Raw genomic sequence first — 22,230 nt, 5'->3', positions numbered from 1 at the left:
CCATGAGCGCTCACCTGCACGAAAAACGCCTCGGTTACGCCCTTGTTCTCGGCTCGCTTGCCGCACTCGGGCCGTTATGTACGGATTTATATTTACCGGCATTGCCGGAGATGGCTGGCGACCTGAATACGTCCACCGCCAGCGCGCAGTTAAGCCTGACCGCCGGTTTACTCGGCCTCGGTTTCGGCCAGTTACTGTTCGGCCCGCTAAGCGACCGCTATGGCCGTATGCGCCCGCTGTTATGGTCACTGGCGTTATTGCTGGCTGCCTCGGTCTGGTGTGCGGTGGCACAGGACATCAGTCAGCTGATTGTCGCTCGTCTGTTGCAAGGGATCGCCGGTGCCGGTGGCGCGGTATTGTCACGCGCGGTGGCAAGGGATTTGTATAACGGGCACGAACTGACACGGTTTTTTGCGTTGCTGATGCTGGTGAACGGGCTGGCACCGATCATCGCCCCGGTACTGGGCGGCGCAATGTTGCACTGGGTTAACTGGCGGGGAATATTCGGCGTACTGGCGTTTATTGCCATCTTACTGTTCAGCTTCTCCTCGCTAAAATTGCATGAAACCTTAACGCCCGAACGCCGTTCAGGGGGCGGTATTTTCAGCATGCTGGGCTCGGTATTCAGCCTGCTGAAACATCGTCCGTTTATGGGGCTGTGCCTGACACAGGGCTTTATTATGGCCGGGATGTTCGCGTATATCGGCGCGTCACCTTTTGTGCTGCAACAGATTTACCATCTCAGCCCGCAGATGTTCAGCCTGTGCTTTGCGATTAACGGCATCGGCCTGGTGATTTCCGCACAGGTGTCTACCCGTCTGAGCCGCCGCTTCGGCGAAATGGCGCTGGTCAAGGCCGGTTTGTGCATCGCCGCAGTGGCCTCGGTGGCGCTGGTGATTGCCGCCAGCCTGAATGCGCCACTCGTGATGTTACTGGTGCCGCTGTTCTTCTCGGTGATGGTGATCGGGATTATCAGCCCGAATGCAGGCTCGCTGGCGATGCAAAGTCAGGGGAAAAATGCAGGCAGCGCGTCTGCCCTGCTGGGCGTGTGTATGTTTGCGCTCGGGGCGGTTGCCGTACCGGTAACGGGTTTCGGCAGCCATCCGGCGTTGTCGATGGGGCTGACCATTCTCGGCTGCTACGCGATTGCCATCCTGATGTTCGTGACGCTGGCGCGTAAACCGGCATAAGGTTCTGGCGAACGGCAGGCAAAAAAAAACCCGCTTCGGCGGGTTTTTCAATAAATCGGCTAAAGTCAGATAGCGATAACGTTAGCAGCCGACGGGCCTTTGGCACCATTGGTGATTTCGAACTCTACGCGTTGGCCTTCAGCAAGGGTTTTGAAACCGTTGCTGGAAATAGCAGAGAAATGAACGAAAACATCTTTGCTGCCATCTTCAGGGGTAATGAAACCAAAACCTTTAGATTCATTGAACCACTTAACGCTACCTTTAATCTTAGACATCAAACTTACCTTTACGTGAATGTTGGACACAAAATGTGTGTCAAACACAGTACAGCAACAGATTTGGCTTTTGTCCAGAATTCTGATGGCAATAAGCGATAAACCTCTCACTCTTCACCTTCTGCTGCTTTTTTCTGCTGCCAAAAAGCCCCTTAATAGCCTTATGACATCAACCGGTTAGAAGAATGAGTCATCATCATTGTTGAAATCATCAGTGTTGAAGTCATCATTTCCAAACCCCAAATCCGAATTGTCATTACGCAGCGACGCATCTTCCCATGACGGCTGATTGCTGTCGAAACCCTGACTGTTATCGAGGAAGCTGCTGTCGGCAGGATTGAGATCCTGCACTGGCGGTTCTTCGATGATATTGACGATTTCCTGCGGCTGGCTGTGATGGAACATGCCGGTCAGCATATCCGCCAGCACCACCCCACCCGCGACGCCCGCCGCCGTGCGCAATGCACTGCCCAGAAAACCCGGCTGCTGGGGTGCAGCTTGTGCCGGTGCCTGCTGTTGCGGCTGTTGGGCATATTGCTGTTGCTGAGGCTGACTTCCCCAGCCTTGTGTACCGGGAATGGGCTGGCTGCCCTGCGACGCCTGGCGTTGCGGTTCAGGCTGAGACGTGCCACCGCCAAACAAGCCAGCCAGAAAACCGGTGCTTTGCGGTTTGGCCGTCTGCGCCTGTTGTTGCAACTGCTGAACCTGCTGTTGCAATTCTTGTACCTGCGCATTCAGTTTGGTCAGCGCCGCTTCCTGAATAATCATTGCCTGCGCCATGTAATACGGGGCAGATGGCTGCTGACGAATATGGGCCTGAATCACACGTTCAGCTTCCGCATCACGCGGTGCCGTGTTGGACTCAGCCTGTTGTAAGCGACTAAAAAGCCCGTCAATTAAACGCTGTTCTTCAGATTGCATAAATTCACCTTGTTGATATGTCGTACTGCGTCAGGAGCGACGCCGGTCGGCGTTATTCAGATACAGTAATACAGTTAGTTTTTTGTATAAATTAACGGAGTGTCAACAAATGTGACGGAGGTAAAGTTAGTGCAGAAAGCGCGCAGAGGGATTGAAAAACCGCCTGCGGGGCCACAGGCGGGGGAAATATCAGCACTTACTTTTTCGGTGTCCAGCCAAGGATGAAATCCTGATCCGGCAGGTTGGTATAGTTACGTACGATGTCGTGGTAAGTCTTCGCCGGGTCCAGATCTTTAAACTGTTGCGGATAAATAAACTTCGCCAGATATTCCATCCCGACAATGTTATACGGATGGTTGTAGAACTGGTGATAAATACCGTAAACGTGGCCCGCATTCACCGCAGGGATTTGCGCCACGCCGGTGCGTGAAAGCAACACTTTGGCTTCTTTATCCACATCCGCTTCATCGGCACCGTAGCCAAACGGCAGAATATGCGTCACAGAGCCACTTTTCGGACGTGCCGAACCGGTCATGATGTAAACGTCCGGCTTCATGCTGATCACCTGTTCCAGAGAAACAGTGCCTGATGCGCCCGGCAGGAGGCTGGAACCGATGTTATTGGCATCTACCGCCTGGATCAGTTTTCCCCATCCCGCATTACCGTGTGTGAAACAGCAGGAGTCGTCGCGACCGGCAATTGGCTCGATAAACACATTCGGCCTGGTTTTAATCGCCTCTGCGGCTTTCTGAATAGCCTGGAAATGCTGGTTATAGAACGTGGTGTAGGCGCGGGCGTTATCCTCCTGATTCATCACTTTGCCGAGCAGATCAATACTTGGCGCGGTGTTTTTTGCCGGATCCAGTTCGTAATCGACAAACAGTACAGGGATGTGCAACGCGGCGAGTTTATCCAGCACCCCGGCCTGCGCCAGTGAATCTTTCGCCCGCATCTGCGCAATCATCAGATCTGGTTTTTTAGCGATCACCGTTTCCAGATCCACCTGCCCTTTGTCGCTGAATCCCATATCGAGGATTTTCGCCGATTCAGGCCATTTGCTTTTCAGCATCTCCCAGGTGCCGCTGTCAGTTTTCTTCAGCAGGTTATTCCAGGCCACCACATGCTGAAAAGGATTGGCTTTATCCAGCACCGCCAGCGCCAGAAGATCGCGCCCGTCCTGCAAAATGACCCGTTGCGGCGCTTTATCGATAGTGACTTTCTGACCGGCTATGTCCGTGACCGTCAGCGGATACGTGGTAGCAAAACTGGCAAAGGAGGCCGCCATCAGACCGGCAACAGACAGCACGCGAGCAGTATTCTTTAACATGCGATTACCCGAAAATGAGAATGAATGAAAAATGATTTTGATAATTGTTATCAACACAAGCCGAAATAATAAACAAGGAAAGGTGAAGGGGGCAACGTTTTTAAAGCGGACAGAGGGAGTTAAAACATGTCGAAATATTAACGGGATACCACAGAGGCATCCCGTTTTTCATCAGACTCTCGCGGGCAATATCAACCGCTGGCTTTGTCACGGCCAATAAAGTGCAGCAGAAATTCGCTCACCATCACCCGTTTAAACGCGGACTGTTTTTTGTCAGCCGCGGCGCTGTGGCCGCCGTCAGTATTCTCGTAAAAATAGACCTGCGGGATACCCAGCGCCTGCATTTTCGCTGCCATTTTACGTGCATGGTCAGGCCCGACGCGGTCATCGCTGGTCGCCGTTGAGAACAATACCGGCGGATATTTTTTTGCCGGATCGATATTGTGATACGGCGAAAATTCGCGGATAAACGCCCATTCTTCCGGTTTCTGCGGGTCGCCGTATTCAGCCATCCACGAAGCGCCAGCCGAGATTTGCGTGTACCGGTACATATCCAGCAGCGCCACTTCACACACGATGGCCCCGAATAATTCCGGGTAGCGTGTCAGCATATTGCCGACCAGTAAACCGCCGTTGCTGCCGCCTTGCGCCGCCAGATGGGCCGGTGAGGTGATCTTGCTGGCAATCAGCGCCTTCGCCACGGACGCGAAATCTTCGTAAGCGCGCAGACGTTTTCCTTTCAGCGCCGCTTTATGCCATTCCGGCCCGTATTCACCACCGCCACGGATATTTGCCACCACAAACACGCCGCCGCGATCCAGCCACGACACACCGCTGACCCCGAGATAATACGGCTCAAGGGAGACTTCGAAACCACCGTAGCCATAAAGCAGCGTCGGGTTCCTGCCGTCATACGCCACATCTTTGCGCGAGATGACAAAATACGGCACGCGGGTACCGTCGTCGGACACTGCGAAATGCTGGCTGACCTGATAACGGGTGGCATCAAAATGCGACGGATCTTGTTTCAGCAGTTCGGCTTCCACGTCCGCGCCACTATCCAGATTTCCGAGCGACAAACTGGCCGGTTGCAGGAAACCGCTGACACTCATGAAATATTCATTGGTCTCATCATCCACGCCCCACGCATTGATTTTGCTCAGCTCCGGCACTTTACCGAACGGCTCACGCTGCCAGTCGCCGTCTTTTGGCGTCAGCACTTCAAGCCGGTTGACGACATCACGCGTGATACTGAGAATGATATGATCACGGGTGTAGGAATAGCCGTTGAGCTGGTCACGGGTTGCCGTCACGCCGCTGAGAGAAGAATGCGCACCCGGCATAAACAGAGGTTTCAGCGTGCGATCGCCTGCCATAAAAGCGTCAAAATTCATGGTCAGCAACGAACCGGACGGCCAGCTTTCGCCGTTCACCTGCCATTCACTTGAAGGCTGGATCAGGATCCACTCGCGCCAGCTACTGAATTTGGCATCCGCCGGCAGATCGATTTTGATTAAGTTTTTGTCGTCATCAAGCAGGAACACTTCACGGTGATAGAAGTCGGTGACACGCACCACATAATTGCGCTCAAACCCTTTGGTGGCATCGCTATAACCCGCCGCCATCATGTCTGTCTTTTCTGCGCTGAACACCGTGACCGCTTCGCACAGCGGTGTACCACGCTGCCAGATTTTGACGATGCGCGGATAACCGGAACCGGTCATTGAGCCTTCACCAAAATCAGTGGCGACAAACAAATGGTCGCGGTCAATCCAGCTGATGCGGCTTTTCGCGACCGGCAAATAAAAACCGTCCGGCACAAAATCCTGAGTGATTAAATCAAACTCGCGCACTTCAGAGGCATCACCGCCATCCGGCGACAGCACTAACAACGCACGCCCGAAATCCGGTTTTAAATTCCAGAAACCGTGAAACACCCACTCCTTCCCTTCGGCTTTACCCAGCGCATCGATATCCAGTACGGTGTGCCATTGCGGTTCGGCTTTACGGAATTCATCAAGCGTGGTCTTGCGTAAAATGCCTTTCGGGTTCTTCGCGTCCTGCCAGAAGTTGTACCAGTCGTTGCCACATTTCCACACGCCGGGGATTTGATCCGGCGAATTCAGGCCTTCCAGCACTTTCTCCCGCAGCGGCTCGAAATCGTGACCCTGCGTAAACGCTGCCAGCGTGATGGCATTTTGCTCACGCGCCCATTCAAGGGCTTTTTCGTTGCGTAAACCTTCGAGCCAGATGAAATCATCCTGCGGGGGAGTGCCTGAGTCAGTTGTCATGTCATTCTGCTCCTTCAGTCAATACAGCCATTTTGAATGCTTTTACATCAACGCTTTTACTCTCAGCGATAACTTTTACTCTCAAGATAAAAAGTGTCGCTTATCGCTTCAGGAATTTATTGCACCAGGATGCCCTGGATCAGGCTGGCTTTGACAATCGTCACCTGTGAGATATTCAGCGCCTGCATAAAGCCCTCCACCAGCAGTAAATTGCTGACATCGGTCGCGCGGTATTCACCGGTAAGTTCACTGTCCCCTTTCCATACCTGATTTTTCGACACGCGTTCTACATCAGCCAGACTGTAAGTATTGTTCGCCGGATGGATCTGGTCTTTCAGCGAAAAACCATGAACGCCGCCGATACCAATCACCCGGCGGGTTTGCGCATCCTGTTTGATTTGAGGACTGACGTGCGTCCTCGCGTAGAAATTCACGTAACGCAGCACCGTATTGCGCAGCGATCCAATCGGGTTCGGCGAGGCGGCTTTATCCAGTTCCTGATTTTTAAGCACGCTGATAATGAATTCTTTCAGGGTTACCGATGCCAGTTTGCCCTGATATATATCCGTCACTGGCTGACCATTTTGTTCGCGGATGGCGGTCATTTGCATCGAGCCGCCGCCGATATCCCAGACCAGCAGATCCTGATTGTTGATGGTGTTGTCATGCAGCGCCGCCTTCGCCGACAGGAAACCCAGCTCCGCCTCCTGCTCCTGAGAAATCACACGAAGCTGGATTTGTGTCTGCTGGTTGAAACGGTCAATGACCTGCTGACCGTTAGCCGCTGAACGAAACACTGCGGTGGCAACGCCGGTAATGCGCTGCGGATGAAAGCTGCGGGCTTTATCGACCATCTGTTTCAGCGCCGTCACGCCCTGTTGTTGCATGGCCTCGCTGATCTGGTTGTTGCCGGATTTGCCCAAATCCTCATTAAAGCCCAGCGGCTTTTGGTCTTCATACAGCACTTTTCCCGGCAGATGTCGGCAAATATCAACCTGCGCCACCTGAATTTTGGTGGTGCCGGATCCCATGTCAATTGCCCCGCGGGTTTCGATACAGTTTTCTGCCAGCACAGAAAATGTGCTCAACGCGAATAAGGTGCCCAGAAAACCCTTTACCCAATAATTCATCTCATCCTGCCCCTGAAAAATAAAAGAAAAGTAGAAAGCATCCAGAAATACCCGTTTTATGGCGGTGATTTCAAGTCTTTTAGTTTCCTTTTACGTTCTGAATAACCTTCCGAAAAATGCAGGATTGTCCTTAAATAATCCATTCTGCGATCTGCATGGTTTCGGCAATCCTTTTTTGTGAGTCACTTCAAGCAATGAAATAACAGGAACGCCTATAAAGAAATCATTACTTTGTCATGACAAAAAATGACAGGGATTTGAGGTAGAAAAGGGAAACGAAAATCAGGCAGCCACAGAAAAGGAGTGAATGTATGGAATGGAAGATCATCGACATCCTGAATATCCCGCAGACCGGACTGAAATATATCTGTATCCAGGCTTTTAAAAACCTGAAGCTGATTTTGTCCGTAGACAATGATTTTAAGCTGCAAACCGGCGACACCTTAGAGATCACGCCGGAGGGCTATTCACTGAACCGTCATCAGGCACAGAGCCTGAAAATTCACCGAATGATGCCGTATTGTCAGCAACGCTGGCAGTCGCTTTCCATTCAATAAATGGGTTTACACGCACGTCAGCCATAGAAAAGCCGGCATTCAACTGACCGGCTTTTTCTTTTGTTCACGTCGCTGGTCCGAAATGCCGTCGTGATCACCAAATTGTTGCTCAGGTACATCCACCCAGCGGTCTTTGCGCGTCGCTTCGTATTCCTGATTCAGAGGGTAATAAATCCGGTTTTCCGGCTTATTTGCCTCCCCCACCACCAGCAGCCGCACTTCCTCATCGCTGTTATTAATGAAGGTGTGACAGATACCGGTGCCGTGCGGAAAGGCCACGGCATCGCCCGGTTTCAGCGGATGCAGATGGCCGTTAATCCACGCGTCAGGATACCCTTCCAGCACGTACACAAATTCATCTTCCGCACTTTCCGCGTGGGCGTAACAGGTACGACGCCCCGGTAATAAACGTTCGTGATGAATACCAATTTTCGTCAGGCCAAGCGCTCTGCCGAGCGGTGCGCCAATCGACATCAGTTCATCATCGCCGGGATAATTGCCGTCGTCTGGACCTTCCAGCTCGGTCCAGTGTCGGATAAAATCAGGTCTTTCCTTGCTCATAAAATCTCCGGATAACATTGCCAATAGTCAATTTTAGTACAGCGAAGGCGACTTCTGCTGTATTGAGTACGGACTTTGCGTCTGCGCAATATTTTTAGGCAGACAGGCAAATCTTATGTGTACCTTCTCGCCGTCGTTGCTTTCACCCAGCGTCTGGAATTTGCCGCTACAAAAATCGAAGATCTTTTTGTAGGTATCCGCGCGACGCTGCCGCTCAAGGATTGAAAACACGGATGTCGTATAACTTGCTTCGCCCTGCGTAAACGACGGGTCAAAATTGGCCGGGCGATAGGTAGCATCGCCAACCGGTTTATCGATAGATGAACAGCCTGCCAGCAAACCTGCGGCGACTGCCGCAGCGACCCACATTATGGTGATATTTTTCATTACTCATCCCGGAAAACGTTAACGTTATTCAGTGTAGCTGAGCAGAAGCATCTGTCCTGCTCACGCTGCCAATACTGTTTTTGCCATTTTGTTTCACATTCACCAATGCCCGTTCGGCAGCCGCCAGCCACTGGTTATAATCTTCATGATTGCGGGATGTCGCCACGCCGATACTCAGCGAACACTGGAAACCGGAATCCTGCGATAAGCGGATTTCTGAGGTTTTCAGTAATAACCGGTAACCCACGGCATACGCTTCTTCTTCAGAAACCCCCGGCAGGATCACCACAAATTCATCGCCCCCCAGAATAGCCGGGAAATCATTTTGCCCGGTTTCCTGCCGTAAAATCGCTGACACCGAGCGCAACACATAATCCCCCGCTTCACGCCCGAACAAATCATTCACCATTTTCAGGTCATCAACGCCCAGCACCATCAGGCAGGATAAATCATGTTTTGCGCGTTCAAACTCCAGCATCAGACGCCGGTCGAGTAACCGCCTGTTAGGCAAACCGAGAAAAGGATCCATCAGGGCGGCCTTTTCCAGCTCGTGTTGTTTATCCCGCAGCTTTCTGGAAATGGAATAATTCGCTGCACTGAAAGCAATAATATAAATCGTGGAAAGCGGCAACGTCAGCCACAACGTCCGGTCAGTGACGGTGAAATAAAACGTCATTCCCGACAACAGCCAGCAGACAATAAAACCGGCGCAATAAAACAGCGCAGCGCGGCGCAGCAACTGCCAGCCACCGGCAGAAAAACGGTCAGCGATGAGAATAGCCGTAATAATGGCCGACGGCAGCGGACAAACGCCCATCAGCGCAACCCAGGCTCCCCCCGCGATGGCATCAAATGCCAGATTTCGGAATTCCGCCTGATTAGGGTGATTTGAGCGTTGTGAAATCAGCATAGCGACATGCGGCCAGACAAAGGCATTCAGCGCCAGCAGGCTGATGGCGATCCAGGAAGCATTGCGTTCAAGAAGGACAGAAAACACAGGAAAAAAGCAGAGAAAAGTGCCAAGTATCCGCATTAAGTACATTCGCCGTAAGAAGCGCTCTGAGCGCTCACGGACGAGACTTTCACCTGGAGAATAATATGGCATACGGGAAACGGCTCTTGAGTTGATTTCTATTTATATTAGTCGAGTTACTTATCTCAGAGCTACTGAAAGCGATAATTTTAATGCGCCGAACAACGGGGGTTTTTAGCGTTAAATAAGACAGGTTAATGGTTAACCAGAGAATTTAGGATAAAAATTCGGAAATACAGAAATAACTGTATCGATTTTATGCAGTCACAATATATTGCCACAAAAAAGGCGGCTTTTACGCCGCCCTTTTGAGCAAAGGTTATATAAATTCCACCGGGACAGGTGATTACTTACTGTACTGTGCGTCCGTCACCTTTTCCATCCACTCAACCGGACTGCCGTTCAGGGACTCGGCAATCGCGATGTGCGTCATGGCATTCTCCGGGGTCGCGCCGTGCCAGTGTTTCACCCCTTCCGGGATCCACACGATATCGCCCACATTCATTTCGCGAATTTCGCCGCCCTCCTCCTGCAACCAGCCACGGCCTTGTGTGATGATCAACGTCTGACCCAGCGGATGCGTGTGCCAGGCGGTACGCGCACCCGGTTCAAAGGTCACGATTGCGCCACCGACACGGGCAGAGGCAGTGCCGCTGAACGGCGAGTCGATACGCACCTTGCCGGTGAAGTAATTTTCCGGGCCGTTTTGTGAAGGGACAGAACCACTTTTGGTAATTTTCATTTTATCAGTCATTTCATTCTCCGCCTGGGGGACTGCTGCTGGAAAGTTCGTCATGTCATAAACAATAGCGCCGTTCGTTTATGACGACCAGAGGGCAAAATATGAAAGGAGCTATGAGATAAATTCATAAGTCAGCACGCGCGGCAGGACAGCGATATAAAAATAACAATAAAGATCACGATTTGATCACAATCATCTCTAAAAAACGGACACTTATTTCAGGAAGATAATTAATTGATTTTATTTAAATTTTGTCTCATTCTGTTCGCACTTTAAGAAATATTGTATTTTTTGCATTTGCAGCCCGCCTCAGAGCGGGCTTTTTTATGTCGGAGAGACGGTCAGGTAAACATTACGTCAGTTTCCGCACCACCTTGCAGGGGTTTCCACAGGCAACCACGCCCGCTGGCACCGGTCGCGTGACCACACTTCCGGCGCCAATCGTGCAACCATCGCCAAGGGTCACGCCGGGCAAAATCACGCATCCACCGCCAATCCAGACATCGTTGCCAATAGTGACTGGCCGGGCGCTGCCAATATGTTCACGACGTAAATCAATATCCAGCGGATGCTGTGCGGTATAAATTTGCACATCAGGACCGATAAAAACGTTATTCCCTATTGTGACCGGCGCGCAATCAAGTAACACAAAATTAAAATTGATGAAAACATTATTGCCGATTCGGGTATTTATGCCGTAATCAATGCGCATGCCTTTTTCAAAATGGACATTGCTGCCCACTTCCCCAAATATTTCCCTGATCAGGGCGTCTTTCTCCGCCGTCTGACGGGCGCTCAGCGCATTAAATCCATCCACTTTATCGCGGGTCTGATAACGAATTTCACGTAATTCGTTATCATTAATATAGTAATCCAGCCCGCTGGTCATTTTGAGTAAGTCGCGCATCAACTGTTCCCTGATATTGTTCACATCCACAATGAATCACCGGCGTGTTTACTGCCCGATATCGCGCAGTTTTTTTCCGGACATAAGGTTTCTTTCTATTTGCTCCAGCGTGACGTTTTTCGTTTCCGGTATCAGGATGAAAGTGATCACCACGAACATCACGTTCAGCGCGGTGTACAGCCAGAATGTCCCTGCTGCACCGATATTGTCCATCAGCGTCAGGAAAGTAGCGCCGATAATCATGTTTGAAATCCAGTTGGTGGTGGTCGAACAGGTGATACCAAAGTCACGGCTTTTCAGCGGCTGAATTTCAGAACACAGGATCCATACCACCGGCGCCGCACTCATGGCGTAACCGGCAATACACATCATGGTCATACCGACCGACAGCCAGGAAAGTGCGGCACCGGCCGTGCCCTGATTGAATTGCTGAAGACAATATCCCAGCACCAGCGTGCCGAGCGCAATCACGCTAAAGCCAATTTTCAGTGCCGGTTTACGTCCCGCTTTATCAACCATGCCGATGGCAATAAACGTCGCGAGCACAAACGTCAGACCGACAATAATCGTGGCGATCATCTGCTGGCGTGTACTGGTAAATCCCGCCAGATTAAAAATCTTCGGCGCGTAATACATGATGATATTCATGCCGGTAAACTGCTGCATCGCCTGCAACAACATGCCTAAGCCGACGGCCCGGCGCACATTACTGTTGGCTTTAAATAATTCCCATCCGCCCTGTTTCAGTTTCAGGCTTTCACGGATTTCATTCAGTTCCTGGCGGGCCTTTTCCGAGGTATCCCGCAGCATTCTCAACACACGCTCGGCCTCAATATGCTGCCCTTTGGCGGCCAGCCAGCGCGGGCTGTTTGGTAAAAAACACACCGCAATCATCAGCACAAACGCCGGAATCGCCAGCACGCCCAGCATTGCGCGCCAGTCACCGCTGCTGCTGAATGCGGTATCAGAAAGGAAAGCCAGCAAAATGCCGATCGTCACCATCAGCTGATACATGGCAATCATCTTGCCGCGAATGGTTTCTGACGCCATTTCAGACAGATACAGCGGTGCGGTGTAGGACGCAATGCCGACAGCAAAACCGAGGATCAGGCGCGACACCATCAGGATTTCAATGCTGGAAGCGAAGGCGGAGCCGAGAGAACCGAGAATAAACAACAGCGCTGCCGCCATCAGGCTGTATTTGCGTCCCAGCCGGAAAGAGAGCCAGCCATTGGCCAGCGCACCGAACGCTGCGCCGAGCATCATGATGCTGACAACCCATTCCTGCTGGCGGCTGCTCAGCACAAAATGTTCGGTAATAAAGGGAAGCGCACCAGAAATCACACCAATATCGAGACCGAATAACAGCCCCGCCATCGCCGCCGCAAAAGACACAAACAGGTTCATCACTTTGGTGTTTTTGAGCGAACTTTCAGTCAGTTTAACCACATCAGATGACGACATTTTTTTCTCCGGAAAGGGGGAATACAGCAACGGACATCAGAAAAAAATCATTCAGCCATTACGATAAGCACAAGTGCCCTGTGGGGTGAGAGCAGGAAAGGCACATATATACACAATCGTGCTGCACCGGACTTTCTGTGATCGGGATCACTGGGGAGAAGATGATGGCTATGCTTGTAAGTATTGAGGCGGTAATCAGAATGACTACCGCATGATAATATCAGGCCGGTAAATACGTTCGTTTCAGTGGCACCAACAGTTTCGTTTCAATATCAACCTGATCATAATTCGAAATCAGTGCACGTACTAAATCATCCAGAGACCATAGCGTGAGAGGAATTGTGGAACGATCTGCTTCATACCGTGCTTCTTTCGTGAAACCACCCGTGCTGACATACAAACCGCGATCATCTTTATGACGTCCGCCAATAAAACTTCGGAGTTCCTGACTTCCCATCTGCGCCTTACGATGTTTAACCTCTACAACAATTCGTGGGTTCTCAAAACCAAAACCATCCGGCGAAGCTATTATATCTTTACCACGATCTGCTCCGGCTGGAGAAACTTGTGTTTTATATCCCATACTGCGCAGTACGCCGGCAACAAGGTTCTGCATTTCATCCCAGTCCAGAGAATTAATCTTATCTTTGATACGTTCAAATGCTAACGCTTCCATACCTAACAATGGGTCTTCATCAACATCTTTTACATCGTCAGTAACAGAGAGTGGGCGGGTGATTACAGACTTATCTTTTAGCAATTCAGCCACCACAGTCTCGGGTAGCTGGAAAACAGTTAACGTAGATCCTAATGTATTTTTGCTGGCTATACTCAGCGTATCCCGAAATACTTCTTCAGTATTCCATTTAACTCTCCGGGCAATACCCATCCCCTCTTCCATCCATTCAGGATGAAATTCAAAATCAGAAACGACTTTACCAACCAGATAAGTTCGATTGGCAGGAGAATAGGTGATTACCCAATCTCCTTGTTTAACTTCATTGATAAAACGCCATACCTGAGAAACACCAGAACGTACTGTTCCGGATTTCGTTTGCGGTTCCATTTCCAGATAACGCTCAGTAAGCTGAGCACGTGTCATGCCAGATTTTACATAAGGTGCCAGTAATGACCAGCCAATTGCTGCCACACCACGCTCACGAAAATCATCATAAAGCTTCCCGCTATCACCGCGAGTCATCCACATTTTAGTGTGCATAAATTCTCTGCTTTTGTATCAAGTCTGCGTCGATTAAAATAAATCTCCGCCCTTCTTCATTGAGTGTTTAAAATCTGATTAAAGTCATCAGTATGAAGGTCGCCTTTCGCACTTAACATGTCTCTTGCTAATGCCCGACGTTTTTGCAGTAATGTGTCGAGAGTTTCTTCAAATGTGGGCATGGTCGCATCACGAACGGTTGGATAATAAACATACACATCTTTTGTCTGCCCAATACGATAGGCACGATCTGTGGCCTGATCTTCTTTAGCTGGATTCCAGCAGCGAGTAAAATGAATGACATGATTTGCTTTTTGTACATTAACACCAAAACCCACTGCAACTGTCGATAATATAATCACGCCGAAGCCAGGTTGTTCCTGGAAATGATCAATAAGTTTTTGCCGACTATTTGCGCTGGAGCTTTTTGTACTGGTATCTCCGTTGATCACATAAGGTTTGAAACCAAATCGCTGTGAAACTGCATATTGTAATTCACGCTGTATGTCCCGAAGCTCAGTAAAAATAATCACCTTGTCGTCACCGGCAGCCTGAATATCCGTAAGTTTTTTCATCATCCATGCCATCTTTGGCGAATTCTCTCGGAATCGGCTATCAGGTTTGACACTGTAGGGATGGGCGCAAATTAATTTAAGCCGGTGTAATAAACCAAGCATACCCATGCCAGCCTGCTCAAGTTCATCCTGCAGCTTCTGTTTGTTCTGATAGGATGCAATGGAAGAAATATAGAGATCCCGCTGCAATGGCACCATAATCAGTTGCTTGCATGAGGAATCTTCCAGTTTCTTCGGCAAATCTTTTGCCACTTCTTCTTTAGTTCGCCTGAGAGTTTGAGCCTCGATCAATTGACGCAATAATTCTAAGGCTTTGTTATTACACTGTTCCCCGCCTTCAATTGGCCTCAGGAATTCACGGCCAAAATCATTAAGCGCCCCCAGCAATCCAGGCTGTGCAAAATCGAAAAGACTCCAGAGATCGACCAACGTATTCTCAACCGGCGTACCCGTACACGCGACTTTAAATTGCGCCTGAACCGCATTAGCTGCATGAGTAATTAACGCCGCCGGATTCTTTATTTTTTGCGCTTCATCACAGACCATGATTGCCCACTTCTGCCGACCAAGAGAAAACTCCTGATCGCGTAATGTCTCGTAGGTGGTCAAAACAATTTTCGCATTGTCCACCCACCCTGGTCGCAACAGATTTTTAATCCCCTGTGCTCTTAATTCCGCCGGAATTTCATCCTTGTGGAATTTCACCGCTTTGACTGCATCCCCATAGAGTTTAAGAACCTTTACCCCTGCGGTATAAAAGAAGTTATCAAGTTCCCGCTCCCAGTTATCTAACAGTGATACAGGAGCAACGATCATCGTTGGTAATCCTTCAGGATTTTGCTCGATATACCACATCAGGAAAGTGAGGATTTGTAGTGTTTTACCGAGCCCCATATCATCCGCCAGCAAGCATCCGGAAACCTGATCAGGGGATTTCAGAAAAAGTTGCTGTAACCAGGCGACGCCCTGACGTTGATGATCGCGCAGTTGAATATGTTCTTTCAGCAAACCAGGTAAAACAGGTTCCGCGCCTCTTGCATTTAAAAGCGCATCACGCTTCTGTTTTATGTATGCAACATTTTCGATGTTCTGTTCAACCTGTAAAACAGCCCTTTTATCCGGCCCGGAAGGGTTTGCTCTCTCATCCTGAGAGGAGGCTTCAATTTTTTTCTGCCAATCTTTGAGGAAGGATTTAGCATCGTCTAAAGGCAAGGTTTGTTGATTCCAGGGCATTGAAACAGAGGATTCTTGCTGTTGTTCAGCAAGCTCAATCCTTTCATCAAGTGCCATCAGTTGATCCAGACTTTTTTGATCCCACCCTTCAAAGAAATCCTCAGAAAGTAAACCATGTTCCAGTTCACCGGGTAACCAATTTTCACTGTCGCTTTTCACTAAAAATGGGGAGGTCACTTTCTCAAATTCACCAATCCCAATGACCCGATCCCCATATTTTTTTAAGTCCAAAACATCTTCAAATTCTGCACCTGTAGACTCCTGCTCCCAGCGGGCGAGCAGTGTCTGATATTCCTGAAGTTGCCCCAACGTAAACTGACTCAGTTCAAGTTCATAGCCTTGCCAGATACCTGCAGGTAAACCAGAAGCAAGCTTAATCGCAAGTTCCTCAACAAATTTATCCAGTTCGTAAGGTTTGACGAATTCAAAAGTAACAGGGGGCTGGGGGACAGCAGCCAAGGCTTTAAGCGTCAGCAAAACTGAAGCTATTTTCGTATTTTCAGTATTGAATTGCGGTTCAAGATGAAAGCGATGGAAAAAAATATGCGCGTTTTGTAATGCTTCTTCATGTTGCTCCGGAGAAACAACACCTGCAGCATCCTCCCCGATAAACGTATAGGGATTGCGGATAAAAGACATGGCATCATCACCCGCAACACGCCTGCCCGTTATCGCATGAACAGAAGACAAAACTTCTTTGACCTCCGGGGAAATAATGACATGGCTCAGTGAACCATCTTCGCCGGGAATACGATACTGATCCTGAACCAGACGACTGCTGTCGAAGTTATTCAACCACTGCCTCGGCTGATCCTCGAAAGAAGGTTCTATTTCTATAACAGGCATATCCTGAATCATCACTTTGCGAAGTTTAAGTTTGAGCGACTCAGGTTTTACAACAATGGTTTTCGTTAAGTAATCATCTAATTCTGCGGAAGCTTTTTTTGCCAGTCCTCTGATTTTAGCCCAGCCCAACTGATGTGTTATTTCGGTGCAGGACGTTTCCTGTTCTTTTCGAAATTGCTGTAGGGCGGATAACAACTGCCAGTTATTTTTACTCAGCAGGAAATGCCCCTGCGCGGTTTCAATCACTGCGCCTGTGCGCTCAAATTCAATGGCGCGGCCTGATGGAATTTCTTTCCATTCTTTAATGTATAAGCCGAAATTTTCATCACTCAGACTGCCATTACCACCGAGATTCACCCGCAATGAAATAACGTCCGGAATACCTAATAAGGGCAGACTGGTCTGATGTTCAGTGTCTTCAGCAAGACGGTATAGCTCATCCCATGTGAGCAACCAACGGTCGGAGAGTGTAGAAACAAACTCTTCCTCAGAGAGCTGCTCCATATAAGCGACCAGAGGCCACATCGCATCATCATCAGCCAGCGCGAAAGAGAACGATAACCCGGCTTCTTCTGTTCTATATTGATGACTTATCAGCTGTTCAGCGGATGAATGATTACCCTTAAATTTACTGAGCAGACGCTTAAGCATTATTTACTCCAGAACAAAAGTGGGTCGCCATGTTTCTCTGCGAAGCCAAGGCGTAATAGTTTTGTGATAGCTTCGGGGTCACGATGGGTTAAACGAACGTGCAGAGCACCGCCCAGGTTTCGTTTGTCGGTAACGGTGCCGGAGATATTCTTGAGTACGTTCCTTATCTCATCTTCCCGGGAATGATGATTTTTTATTTCAGATGCAGGATCTATATTTTCAAACTGCCTTGCTTGTGCAACATCTTCAGGTTGGTATTTTATTCCCAGTTTTTTTAATTCTTGTTCGTAGGTCAACATCCAGCCCGTCAGATATTTATTGCTATAATCTACTGCTCTTGGTGCATGGCGATATTTTAAATCACCACTCTTCAGAACGTCATTAAGATGCAGCTCTTTTGCTTCTGGATTGAATGGAGCATTAGTTGCTTTATAAACATAAAGTGCATTCCCTGTCCGTGAGAACTCTACAAATAAGTAATCTCCTATTTGCATAATTACGGCGTTATCAGCACTGGTTCCTCCCGAAAGATGACTAAGGCGACCTTTGTTTTTTTGTCTAAATGCAATAAAGTCTGAGCGCATATCATGCCTGGCATCATATCCCATTACGATTCGGGTAAAACTCATCTGATTAGCAAACCGTAGCCAATAAAATAAGCGAGCATGATCGACGTCACCACTGCCTTTAAGCAGATAGAAGAAATGTTCAAGATCTTCTTTTGCCAGCCAGCTTCGCACCATGCCGCAAATTTTTTCACAAGAATCCGGGTCTTTTAAATGTGTCAGCCATACGTTTTCTTTACTGCGTAATTGCGGACTCCCCCAGTTATCGAGAGCCATCTGTTTTAACTGAGGGTGAGAAACCTCTCTAAACGAGGAACGATAATATTGGGTCAGGCAGGCCCGGATAATGATATCCCGGTAACGATCACGTTCCTGCGCCAGTCTCAAAAGATGAGGGATACGCCGTTTAAACTCATCTTCTTCAAGATCCTTCACATGCCTTAAAAGCACCACAAAGGCACGGTACCAGAGCCAACTGTTATCAGGGATCTGAGCAATCGTCTCAAGTGCGGAGAAATCAACAATCTCCCCTGAACTCATTTTTTCTGCCAGCAGTTCGCCCGCTGAAGATGTAAATAAATCGCGATACTGATCTATTACCCGCATCCAGCTTTTCTCGCGAATGACTTTACTTTTCAGAAGTCCATAACCAATACGCAAATGCTCCCGTAAAGAACACCAGTTGTTATTTTCCTCGGGTTTCTTTTCGTGATATCCAAAATAACTGCTGCATAAAAACTTCCACTCACGACGCTTCAGCGTTCTTTTATCGATACGTTTTTGTATTTCTTGTTCTACACGGCTATATAACGAATCATCGTCAAGCAACACAGGATAGGTGGCATCAGGATCTTTATCCGATAAGCCAGCAAAAATCAGTCGCCAGTCATGCAAACTTAGCACCTTGAGTTGGCGTAGCGCCCGAATAGCCTGCAGTCTTTTTTCGAGAGGAGGCACCAGCGTCTTCTCACTTTTTTCCATAGTTCTGGCTAAAAGCTGTTCTGCCGCTTTCAGCTTAGGAAACTCAGTGAACTGCGGCGCATCGATACCACTATGACGCTGCAATGTCGATGAAATACCTGCGGATAACAGGCTGAGGATGGACGTCATATTGGCATCTCCAGTTGGCATTTCTCTGCATTAGGCACAGCGACGCCCTCAACATCAACAGCAGGTTTTTCATGTTCATCTTTCAGGCCAAAAAACTGCATCCGAAGCTCGACACGGCGGCTGGCTTCTTTACTTTCTTTCGCATTGTTAAATGAGACGCCACCGGCTAAAAATAGCTTACGGATCTGTTCTTGTTCCACCGGTGTGATCTGCTGCTGAAGCCGGCTTCGGCTGTCTAACAGGCTGCACATCACCCATTCAGAACGCTGTAATGAAAGATGAAGGTTATACAAATATGAACCGTCAGTATCAGTGAAACCTTCTATAACGATTTGTTTAAACCACTTCTTGCCCTCGTCACTGTTCGCCGCGTCAAGCACCAGGGGAACAACATCCTGCAAGGCCTTCTGCCCGTCTGCATTAAGGAAGAATCGGTTATGATCAAAACGACCTGCTTCGCCAAAACTGATGCGGTTATCGCGGCAGTCTACTACGATGGTTTTATTCAGATTTTTAGCGTGTAACTCCAGACGCTCGCACAGGCGGGTAATATCCTGCCCGCGCAATTTCTCTCCCTGTTCGACACGCTGAATTCGCTGAGTGACAGAGCTCAGCGAGGCAACCATAACCACCAAAAAAAGCACCATCATCGCCGTCATCAGGTCAGCATAGGAAATCCAGAAGGGTTTCTCCGCTTCATCAGACCGACGATTTTTTACACGAAATGATTGACCAAACATGATTCAGGCGCTCCTCATGCTGGCGTTTTCGACAGAACTTCTTCGAGACTTTCAATGCTTTCGCTTAGCTCTTCAATCCCGCTGCCCAGGCGTTTAACAGCGGTATCGAGATTAGAATCCAAAGCACCCAATGTTTTATCGAGATTGGTTCGCATACTGTCAGAGAACTGATTAAAACCGTTCGCAAGCACCTGCCCCCCTTTTTCCAGAAACTCTTTAGCTTCCTTGTTGTACTTCTCAAGCCCTTCGCTATGCTGCTTCAGGTCTTTCAGGAACTGAGTGCGTGTTGCCAGTTCAGCCTGAGCGTTCGCCACAATGCCTTCCAGCAAGGTGATAGATTTCGCCACTGCATCACGGTTATTTCGATAGTCGGCAACCACTGTACTGAGTTCACGGCTTGCCAGTCCCAGCTCATTCCCTGCCCCTTGCGCTTTATCAAGCACTTCAGCGGTCAGGTGGTTAGCTTCTTTGACCTTATCGCCAGCAATTTCAAAGCGTCCAGCGGCAACGCGCATTTTGTCTGCACCGGTATTCATATCCTGAAGATGGGTTGTGGTTTGCTCAGCCAGTTTGCGCAGCGTGTTTTCTGTTGCTTCCTGCTGATCGTTCAGTGCACCCAGCAAGGTTTTGACCTGTTCTTCAAAACCAGAAACAATTTGCTGAGTCTCCTGATGCAGGGAAGTTTGTGTCTCCTGCTGATGACTGCTGAGTTGCTGCTGGCCCTGCTCAAGTTGTGTAAACAGAGAGCCTAATTGCTCCCCTAATGCCTCCACTGAAGAGGCCATTTTTTGCATAGTTTCATTCTGGCCTTGCTGGGAGGTCTGTTGAATAGATGCGATAAATTCCTTCATCTGATCAGCCATCGCTTTTTCACGCGCTTCGCTGTCAGCAAACATTCTTTCAAACTGCCGGGCCATGCGTTCACCGGCACCCTCACCTTCAGCACCGATTTTTGCGACAGAAGATTGCAAGCTGGCAAGCATATCGCTCATTCCGGACTGCATCGACAGTTGCCCAGCTTTCATCTCTCTGAGCAAATCCGCCATCAAATCTGCGCTGCCTTGCTTGGTTTCTTCGCTGGCACTGCGCATGTCTTGTAATAGCGTTGAGAATCCAGACTGCATTGACTCAATAGCACCGACGGATTTCCCCATCATGTCGTGCATATTTTCAAACTGCTTGCCAAAGGTCGTATCTAGCTTTGACATAAAAGCGGTCAGCACATCCTCAAGCATGGTGTGAACCTGGCCACTTTGATCGCCACTGGCCGTTTGTACTGCACCGGCAATTTTATCGAGGGGGGATTTAAGACTGGTTTCAATGGCGCCACTGACTTGTTCAGCAAATTGCTGCCCCGTCTCGCGATAAGTCGAAGAAAGGGTTTGCGCCAGTTTTTCATTTTCGCTCGATTGTTTTTCGACCAATTCATGGAGCATAGTACGCAGGTCTGTCACCAGACCGTCTTTTAGCTGACGTGCCTGAGTGGCGCTTTCATTGCTCGATTTAACCAGCTCGGCTAAATATTCTTCACCGACTCCACTTTCAAACAGGCTATCAATCGCAGAATTGAATCTTTCCAGATGTTTATAGCATTTTGCGATAGAAAATTTTTCAAACCAGGTGACGACGATGGAAGCGAATATCGCGAATGCAGATCCCAGGAATGCGTACAGCACATCTTTCAATAATGCATTAACGCTTTCACTCACCTGTTCCGGACTGCTGGGATCAAAATGATTAAGGCCAATCATCAAACCGTAGAAGGTTCCGATAATCCCGATACCGGTCAAAATACCCGGAAGATGTTTAAAGAATTCGGTATTAAGAGGAATGTCGACTTGTTGCTGATCGGTAAAATAAGCGGCTGCAGGCGCCGTAGCACGGACTTCCTGAAGTTTATATTCTCCGTCGATTTCTCTTTTTTGGGAATGGAGGGATTCCTTAAATTCGCTCCATGAATGTTTCATGGTTTTATAAACAAGTAATTCACCCAGATTTTTCAATTTGTTAGCGGGTGATTCCTCCGTCCATCTGGCGATCACTTTTGCCTTACTTTTCAGCTGGCGGACAATGTTGAAAGCAGGAATAAGGTAGAACACGAAGAAAAAGAACAATGCCACCATGACAAAGCAAAAAACCGTGACCGGTACGTAGGCAGGTTGCACTGACGTCAACATGACCAATAATGAATTTAGCCGTTCCATGTAAAGCCCTTACCCAAAGTTATTGATGACTTATCGGCAAAAACGCGAGGACATTTAACCCAAATTGGTCAACCGTTTTGCACTGTTTCGTTTTTATGCTGTGTTTTACTTAAGCCGATGCGATACGAAGGCGTGGAATAACAATAGTCTTAATCGCAAAAGCTGAAATCTGAGAGGGAATGCACAAAATAATAACGCGATATGCGGGCAGTACAAGCGTCAAAAGCCAGAATCAAAGCAACATCACGATCAGGTCAATAAAAGTCCCTTACTGAGCTCTTAGCTCGCCCTAACTAAGTAC

At 48.9% G+C, this 22,230-nt stretch carries 18 protein-coding genes; 2 read left to right on the top strand and 16 right to left on the bottom strand.

Going from position 1 to position 22,230, the window contains the following annotated elements; all coding sequences use genetic code 11:
• Positions 1 to 2 precede the first annotated feature (2 nt).
• Positions 3 to 1,190: a multidrug effflux MFS transporter gene (locus HGO41_RS06035; RefSeq protein ID WP_250980857.1), complete on the top strand. Its 1,188-nt coding sequence runs from the start codon at positions 3 to 5 to the stop codon at positions 1,188 to 1,190.
• A 65-nt stretch (positions 1,191 to 1,255) separates the two neighbouring features.
• Here the strand turns inward: HGO41_RS06035 and cspE are convergent, their stop codons facing one another.
• The 5 genes from cspE to HGO41_RS06010 form a co-directional block, all read right to left on the bottom strand.
• Positions 1,256 to 1,465, bottom strand: a complete 210-nt coding sequence (cspE, locus tag HGO41_RS06030; RefSeq protein WP_009636912.1) for a transcription antiterminator/RNA stability regulator CspE — start codon at positions 1,463 to 1,465, stop codon at positions 1,256 to 1,258.
• Between the two features lie 177 nt (positions 1,466 to 1,642).
• Complete coding sequence (locus HGO41_RS06025; protein ID WP_013576515.1) at positions 1,643 to 2,386, bottom strand: DUF2076 domain-containing protein; 744 nt, start codon at positions 2,384 to 2,386, stop codon at positions 1,643 to 1,645.
• Between the two features lie 196 nt (positions 2,387 to 2,582).
• Entirely contained in the window at positions 2,583 to 3,713 is a 1,131-nt protein-coding gene (locus HGO41_RS06020) for an ABC transporter substrate-binding protein (RefSeq protein ID WP_037037011.1), read from the bottom strand.
• Positions 3,714 to 3,904: 191 nt separating this feature from the next.
• A complete protein-coding gene (locus HGO41_RS06015) occupies positions 3,905 to 6,004 on the bottom strand; it encodes a prolyl oligopeptidase family serine peptidase (RefSeq protein WP_153374607.1) in 2,100 nt (699 codons plus the stop codon).
• A gap of 116 nt (positions 6,005 to 6,120) precedes the next feature.
• Positions 6,121 to 7,134 carry a Ppx/GppA phosphatase family protein gene (locus HGO41_RS06010; RefSeq protein ID WP_013576518.1) on the bottom strand — a complete coding sequence of 338 codons (1,014 nt, stop codon included), beginning with the start codon at positions 7,132 to 7,134 and terminating at the stop codon, positions 6,121 to 6,123.
• Between the two features lie 311 nt (positions 7,135 to 7,445).
• Between HGO41_RS06010 and HGO41_RS06005 the strand changes: the two genes are divergently transcribed.
• Positions 7,446 to 7,691 carry a hypothetical protein gene (locus HGO41_RS06005; protein WP_013576519.1) on the top strand — a complete coding sequence of 82 codons (246 nt, stop codon included), beginning with the start codon at positions 7,446 to 7,448 and terminating at the stop codon, positions 7,689 to 7,691.
• A 39-nt stretch (positions 7,692 to 7,730) separates the two neighbouring features.
• Here HGO41_RS06005 and HGO41_RS06000 read toward each other — a convergent pair whose 3' ends face one another.
• From HGO41_RS06000 to zorA1, 11 genes are all read right to left on the bottom strand, one after another.
• On the bottom strand, positions 7,731 to 8,252 hold the full coding sequence (locus tag HGO41_RS06000) for a cupin domain-containing protein (RefSeq protein ID WP_013576520.1): 522 nt from the start codon (positions 8,250 to 8,252) through the stop codon (positions 7,731 to 7,733).
• Between the two features lie 33 nt (positions 8,253 to 8,285).
• Positions 8,286 to 8,639 carry a hypothetical protein gene (locus HGO41_RS05995; RefSeq protein WP_037037007.1) on the bottom strand — a complete coding sequence of 118 codons (354 nt, stop codon included), beginning with the start codon at positions 8,637 to 8,639 and terminating at the stop codon, positions 8,286 to 8,288.
• A gap of 28 nt (positions 8,640 to 8,667) precedes the next feature.
• On the bottom strand, positions 8,668 to 9,672 hold the full coding sequence (locus tag HGO41_RS05990; protein ID WP_015690277.1) for a diguanylate cyclase: 1,005 nt from the start codon (positions 9,670 to 9,672) through the stop codon (positions 8,668 to 8,670).
• A gap of 346 nt (positions 9,673 to 10,018) precedes the next feature.
• On the bottom strand, positions 10,019 to 10,414 hold the full coding sequence (locus HGO41_RS05985) for a (R)-mandelonitrile lyase (RefSeq protein ID WP_015690278.1): 396 nt from the start codon (positions 10,412 to 10,414) through the stop codon (positions 10,019 to 10,021).
• Between the two features lie 352 nt (positions 10,415 to 10,766).
• Entirely contained in the window at positions 10,767 to 11,321 is a 555-nt protein-coding gene (locus tag HGO41_RS05980; protein WP_013576524.1) for a sugar O-acetyltransferase, read from the bottom strand.
• A gap of 48 nt (positions 11,322 to 11,369) precedes the next feature.
• Positions 11,370 to 12,812: a sugar porter family MFS transporter gene (locus HGO41_RS05975; protein ID WP_255347879.1), complete on the bottom strand. Its 1,443-nt coding sequence runs from the start codon at positions 12,810 to 12,812 to the stop codon at positions 11,370 to 11,372.
• A gap of 193 nt (positions 12,813 to 13,005) precedes the next feature.
• A complete protein-coding gene (locus tag HGO41_RS05970; protein WP_166860573.1) occupies positions 13,006 to 14,004 on the bottom strand; it encodes a restriction endonuclease in 999 nt (332 codons plus the stop codon).
• A 56-nt stretch (positions 14,005 to 14,060) separates the two neighbouring features.
• Complete coding sequence (gene zorD / locus HGO41_RS05965) at positions 14,061 to 17,309, bottom strand: type I Zorya anti-phage system protein ZorD (RefSeq protein WP_217244428.1); 3,249 nt, start codon at positions 17,307 to 17,309, stop codon at positions 14,061 to 14,063.
• Positions 17,309 to 18,985, bottom strand: coding sequence for a type I Zorya anti-phage system protein ZorC (zorC, locus tag HGO41_RS05960; protein WP_217244427.1), 1,677 nt, complete (start codon positions 18,983 to 18,985; stop codon positions 17,309 to 17,311). Before zorC ends, zorD begins: the two co-directional genes overlap by 1 nt.
• Positions 18,982 to 19,725, bottom strand: a complete 744-nt coding sequence (gene zorB1 / locus HGO41_RS05955) for a type I Zorya anti-phage system protein ZorB1 (RefSeq protein WP_166860579.1) — start codon at positions 19,723 to 19,725, stop codon at positions 18,982 to 18,984. The genes zorC and zorB1 overlap by 4 nt, the downstream gene beginning before the upstream one ends.
• 14 nt (positions 19,726 to 19,739) lie before the next feature.
• Positions 19,740 to 21,929 (bottom strand): type I Zorya anti-phage system protein ZorA1, encoded by a 2,190-nt coding sequence (zorA1, locus tag HGO41_RS05950; protein WP_217244426.1) that lies wholly within the window; start codon positions 21,927 to 21,929, stop codon positions 19,740 to 19,742.
• Between the last annotated feature and the right edge of the window lie 301 nt (positions 21,930 to 22,230).

Origin of the sequence: Rahnella sp. CG8 (assembly GCF_023701875.1) — a bacterium.
In the GTDB taxonomy this organism is placed as follows: Bacteria; Pseudomonadota; Gammaproteobacteria; order Enterobacterales; family Enterobacteriaceae; genus Rahnella; species Rahnella aceris.
This window is presented reverse-complemented; position numbering and strand designations above follow the sequence as displayed.

What these genes read in the sequence shown, in the direction of transcription:
- HGO41_RS06010 (WP_013576518.1), bottom strand. Translation starts at nt 7,134, where the DNA reads ATGAATTATTGGGTAAAGGGTTTTCTGGGCACCTTATTCGCGTTGAGC.
- zorD (WP_217244428.1), bottom strand. Translation starts at nt 17,309, where the DNA reads ATGCTTAAGCGTCTGCTCAGTAAATTTAAGGGTAATCATTCATCCGCT.
- HGO41_RS06025 (WP_013576515.1), bottom strand. Translation starts at nt 2,386, where the DNA reads ATGCAATCTGAAGAACAGCGTTTAATTGACGGGCTTTTTAGTCGCTTA.
- HGO41_RS05995 (WP_037037007.1), bottom strand. Translation starts at nt 8,639, where the DNA reads ATGAAAAATATCACCATAATGTGGGTCGCTGCGGCAGTCGCCGCAGGT.
- HGO41_RS06015 (WP_153374607.1), bottom strand. Translation starts at nt 6,004, where the DNA reads ATGACAACTGACTCAGGCACTCCCCCGCAGGATGATTTCATCTGGCTC.
- zorA1 (WP_217244426.1), bottom strand. Translation starts at nt 21,929, where the DNA reads ATGGAACGGCTAAATTCATTATTGGTCATGTTGACGTCAGTGCAACCT.
- HGO41_RS05980 (WP_013576524.1), bottom strand. Translation starts at nt 11,321, where the DNA reads ATGCGCGACTTACTCAAAATGACCAGCGGGCTGGATTACTATATTAAT.
- HGO41_RS05990 (WP_015690277.1), bottom strand. Translation starts at nt 9,672, where the DNA reads ATGCGGATACTTGGCACTTTTCTCTGCTTTTTTCCTGTGTTTTCTGTC.
- HGO41_RS05985 (WP_015690278.1), bottom strand. Translation starts at nt 10,414, where the DNA reads ATGAAAATTACCAAAAGTGGTTCTGTCCCTTCACAAAACGGCCCGGAA.
- HGO41_RS06020 (WP_037037011.1), bottom strand. Translation starts at nt 3,713, where the DNA reads ATGTTAAAGAATACTGCTCGCGTGCTGTCTGTTGCCGGTCTGATGGCG.
- HGO41_RS06005 (WP_013576519.1), top strand. Translation starts at nt 7,446, where the DNA reads ATGGAATGGAAGATCATCGACATCCTGAATATCCCGCAGACCGGACTG.
- zorC (WP_217244427.1), bottom strand. Translation starts at nt 18,985, where the DNA reads ATGACGTCCATCCTCAGCCTGTTATCCGCAGGTATTTCATCGACATTG.
- cspE (WP_009636912.1), bottom strand. Translation starts at nt 1,465, where the DNA reads ATGTCTAAGATTAAAGGTAGCGTTAAGTGGTTCAATGAATCTAAAGGT.
- HGO41_RS05970 (WP_166860573.1), bottom strand. Translation starts at nt 14,004, where the DNA reads ATGCACACTAAAATGTGGATGACTCGCGGTGATAGCGGGAAGCTTTAT.
- HGO41_RS06035 (WP_250980857.1), top strand. Translation starts at nt 3, where the DNA reads ATGAGCGCTCACCTGCACGAAAAACGCCTCGGTTACGCCCTTGTTCTC.
- HGO41_RS06000 (WP_013576520.1), bottom strand. Translation starts at nt 8,252, where the DNA reads ATGAGCAAGGAAAGACCTGATTTTATCCGACACTGGACCGAGCTGGAA.
- zorB1 (WP_166860579.1), bottom strand. Translation starts at nt 19,725, where the DNA reads ATGTTTGGTCAATCATTTCGTGTAAAAAATCGTCGGTCTGATGAAGCG.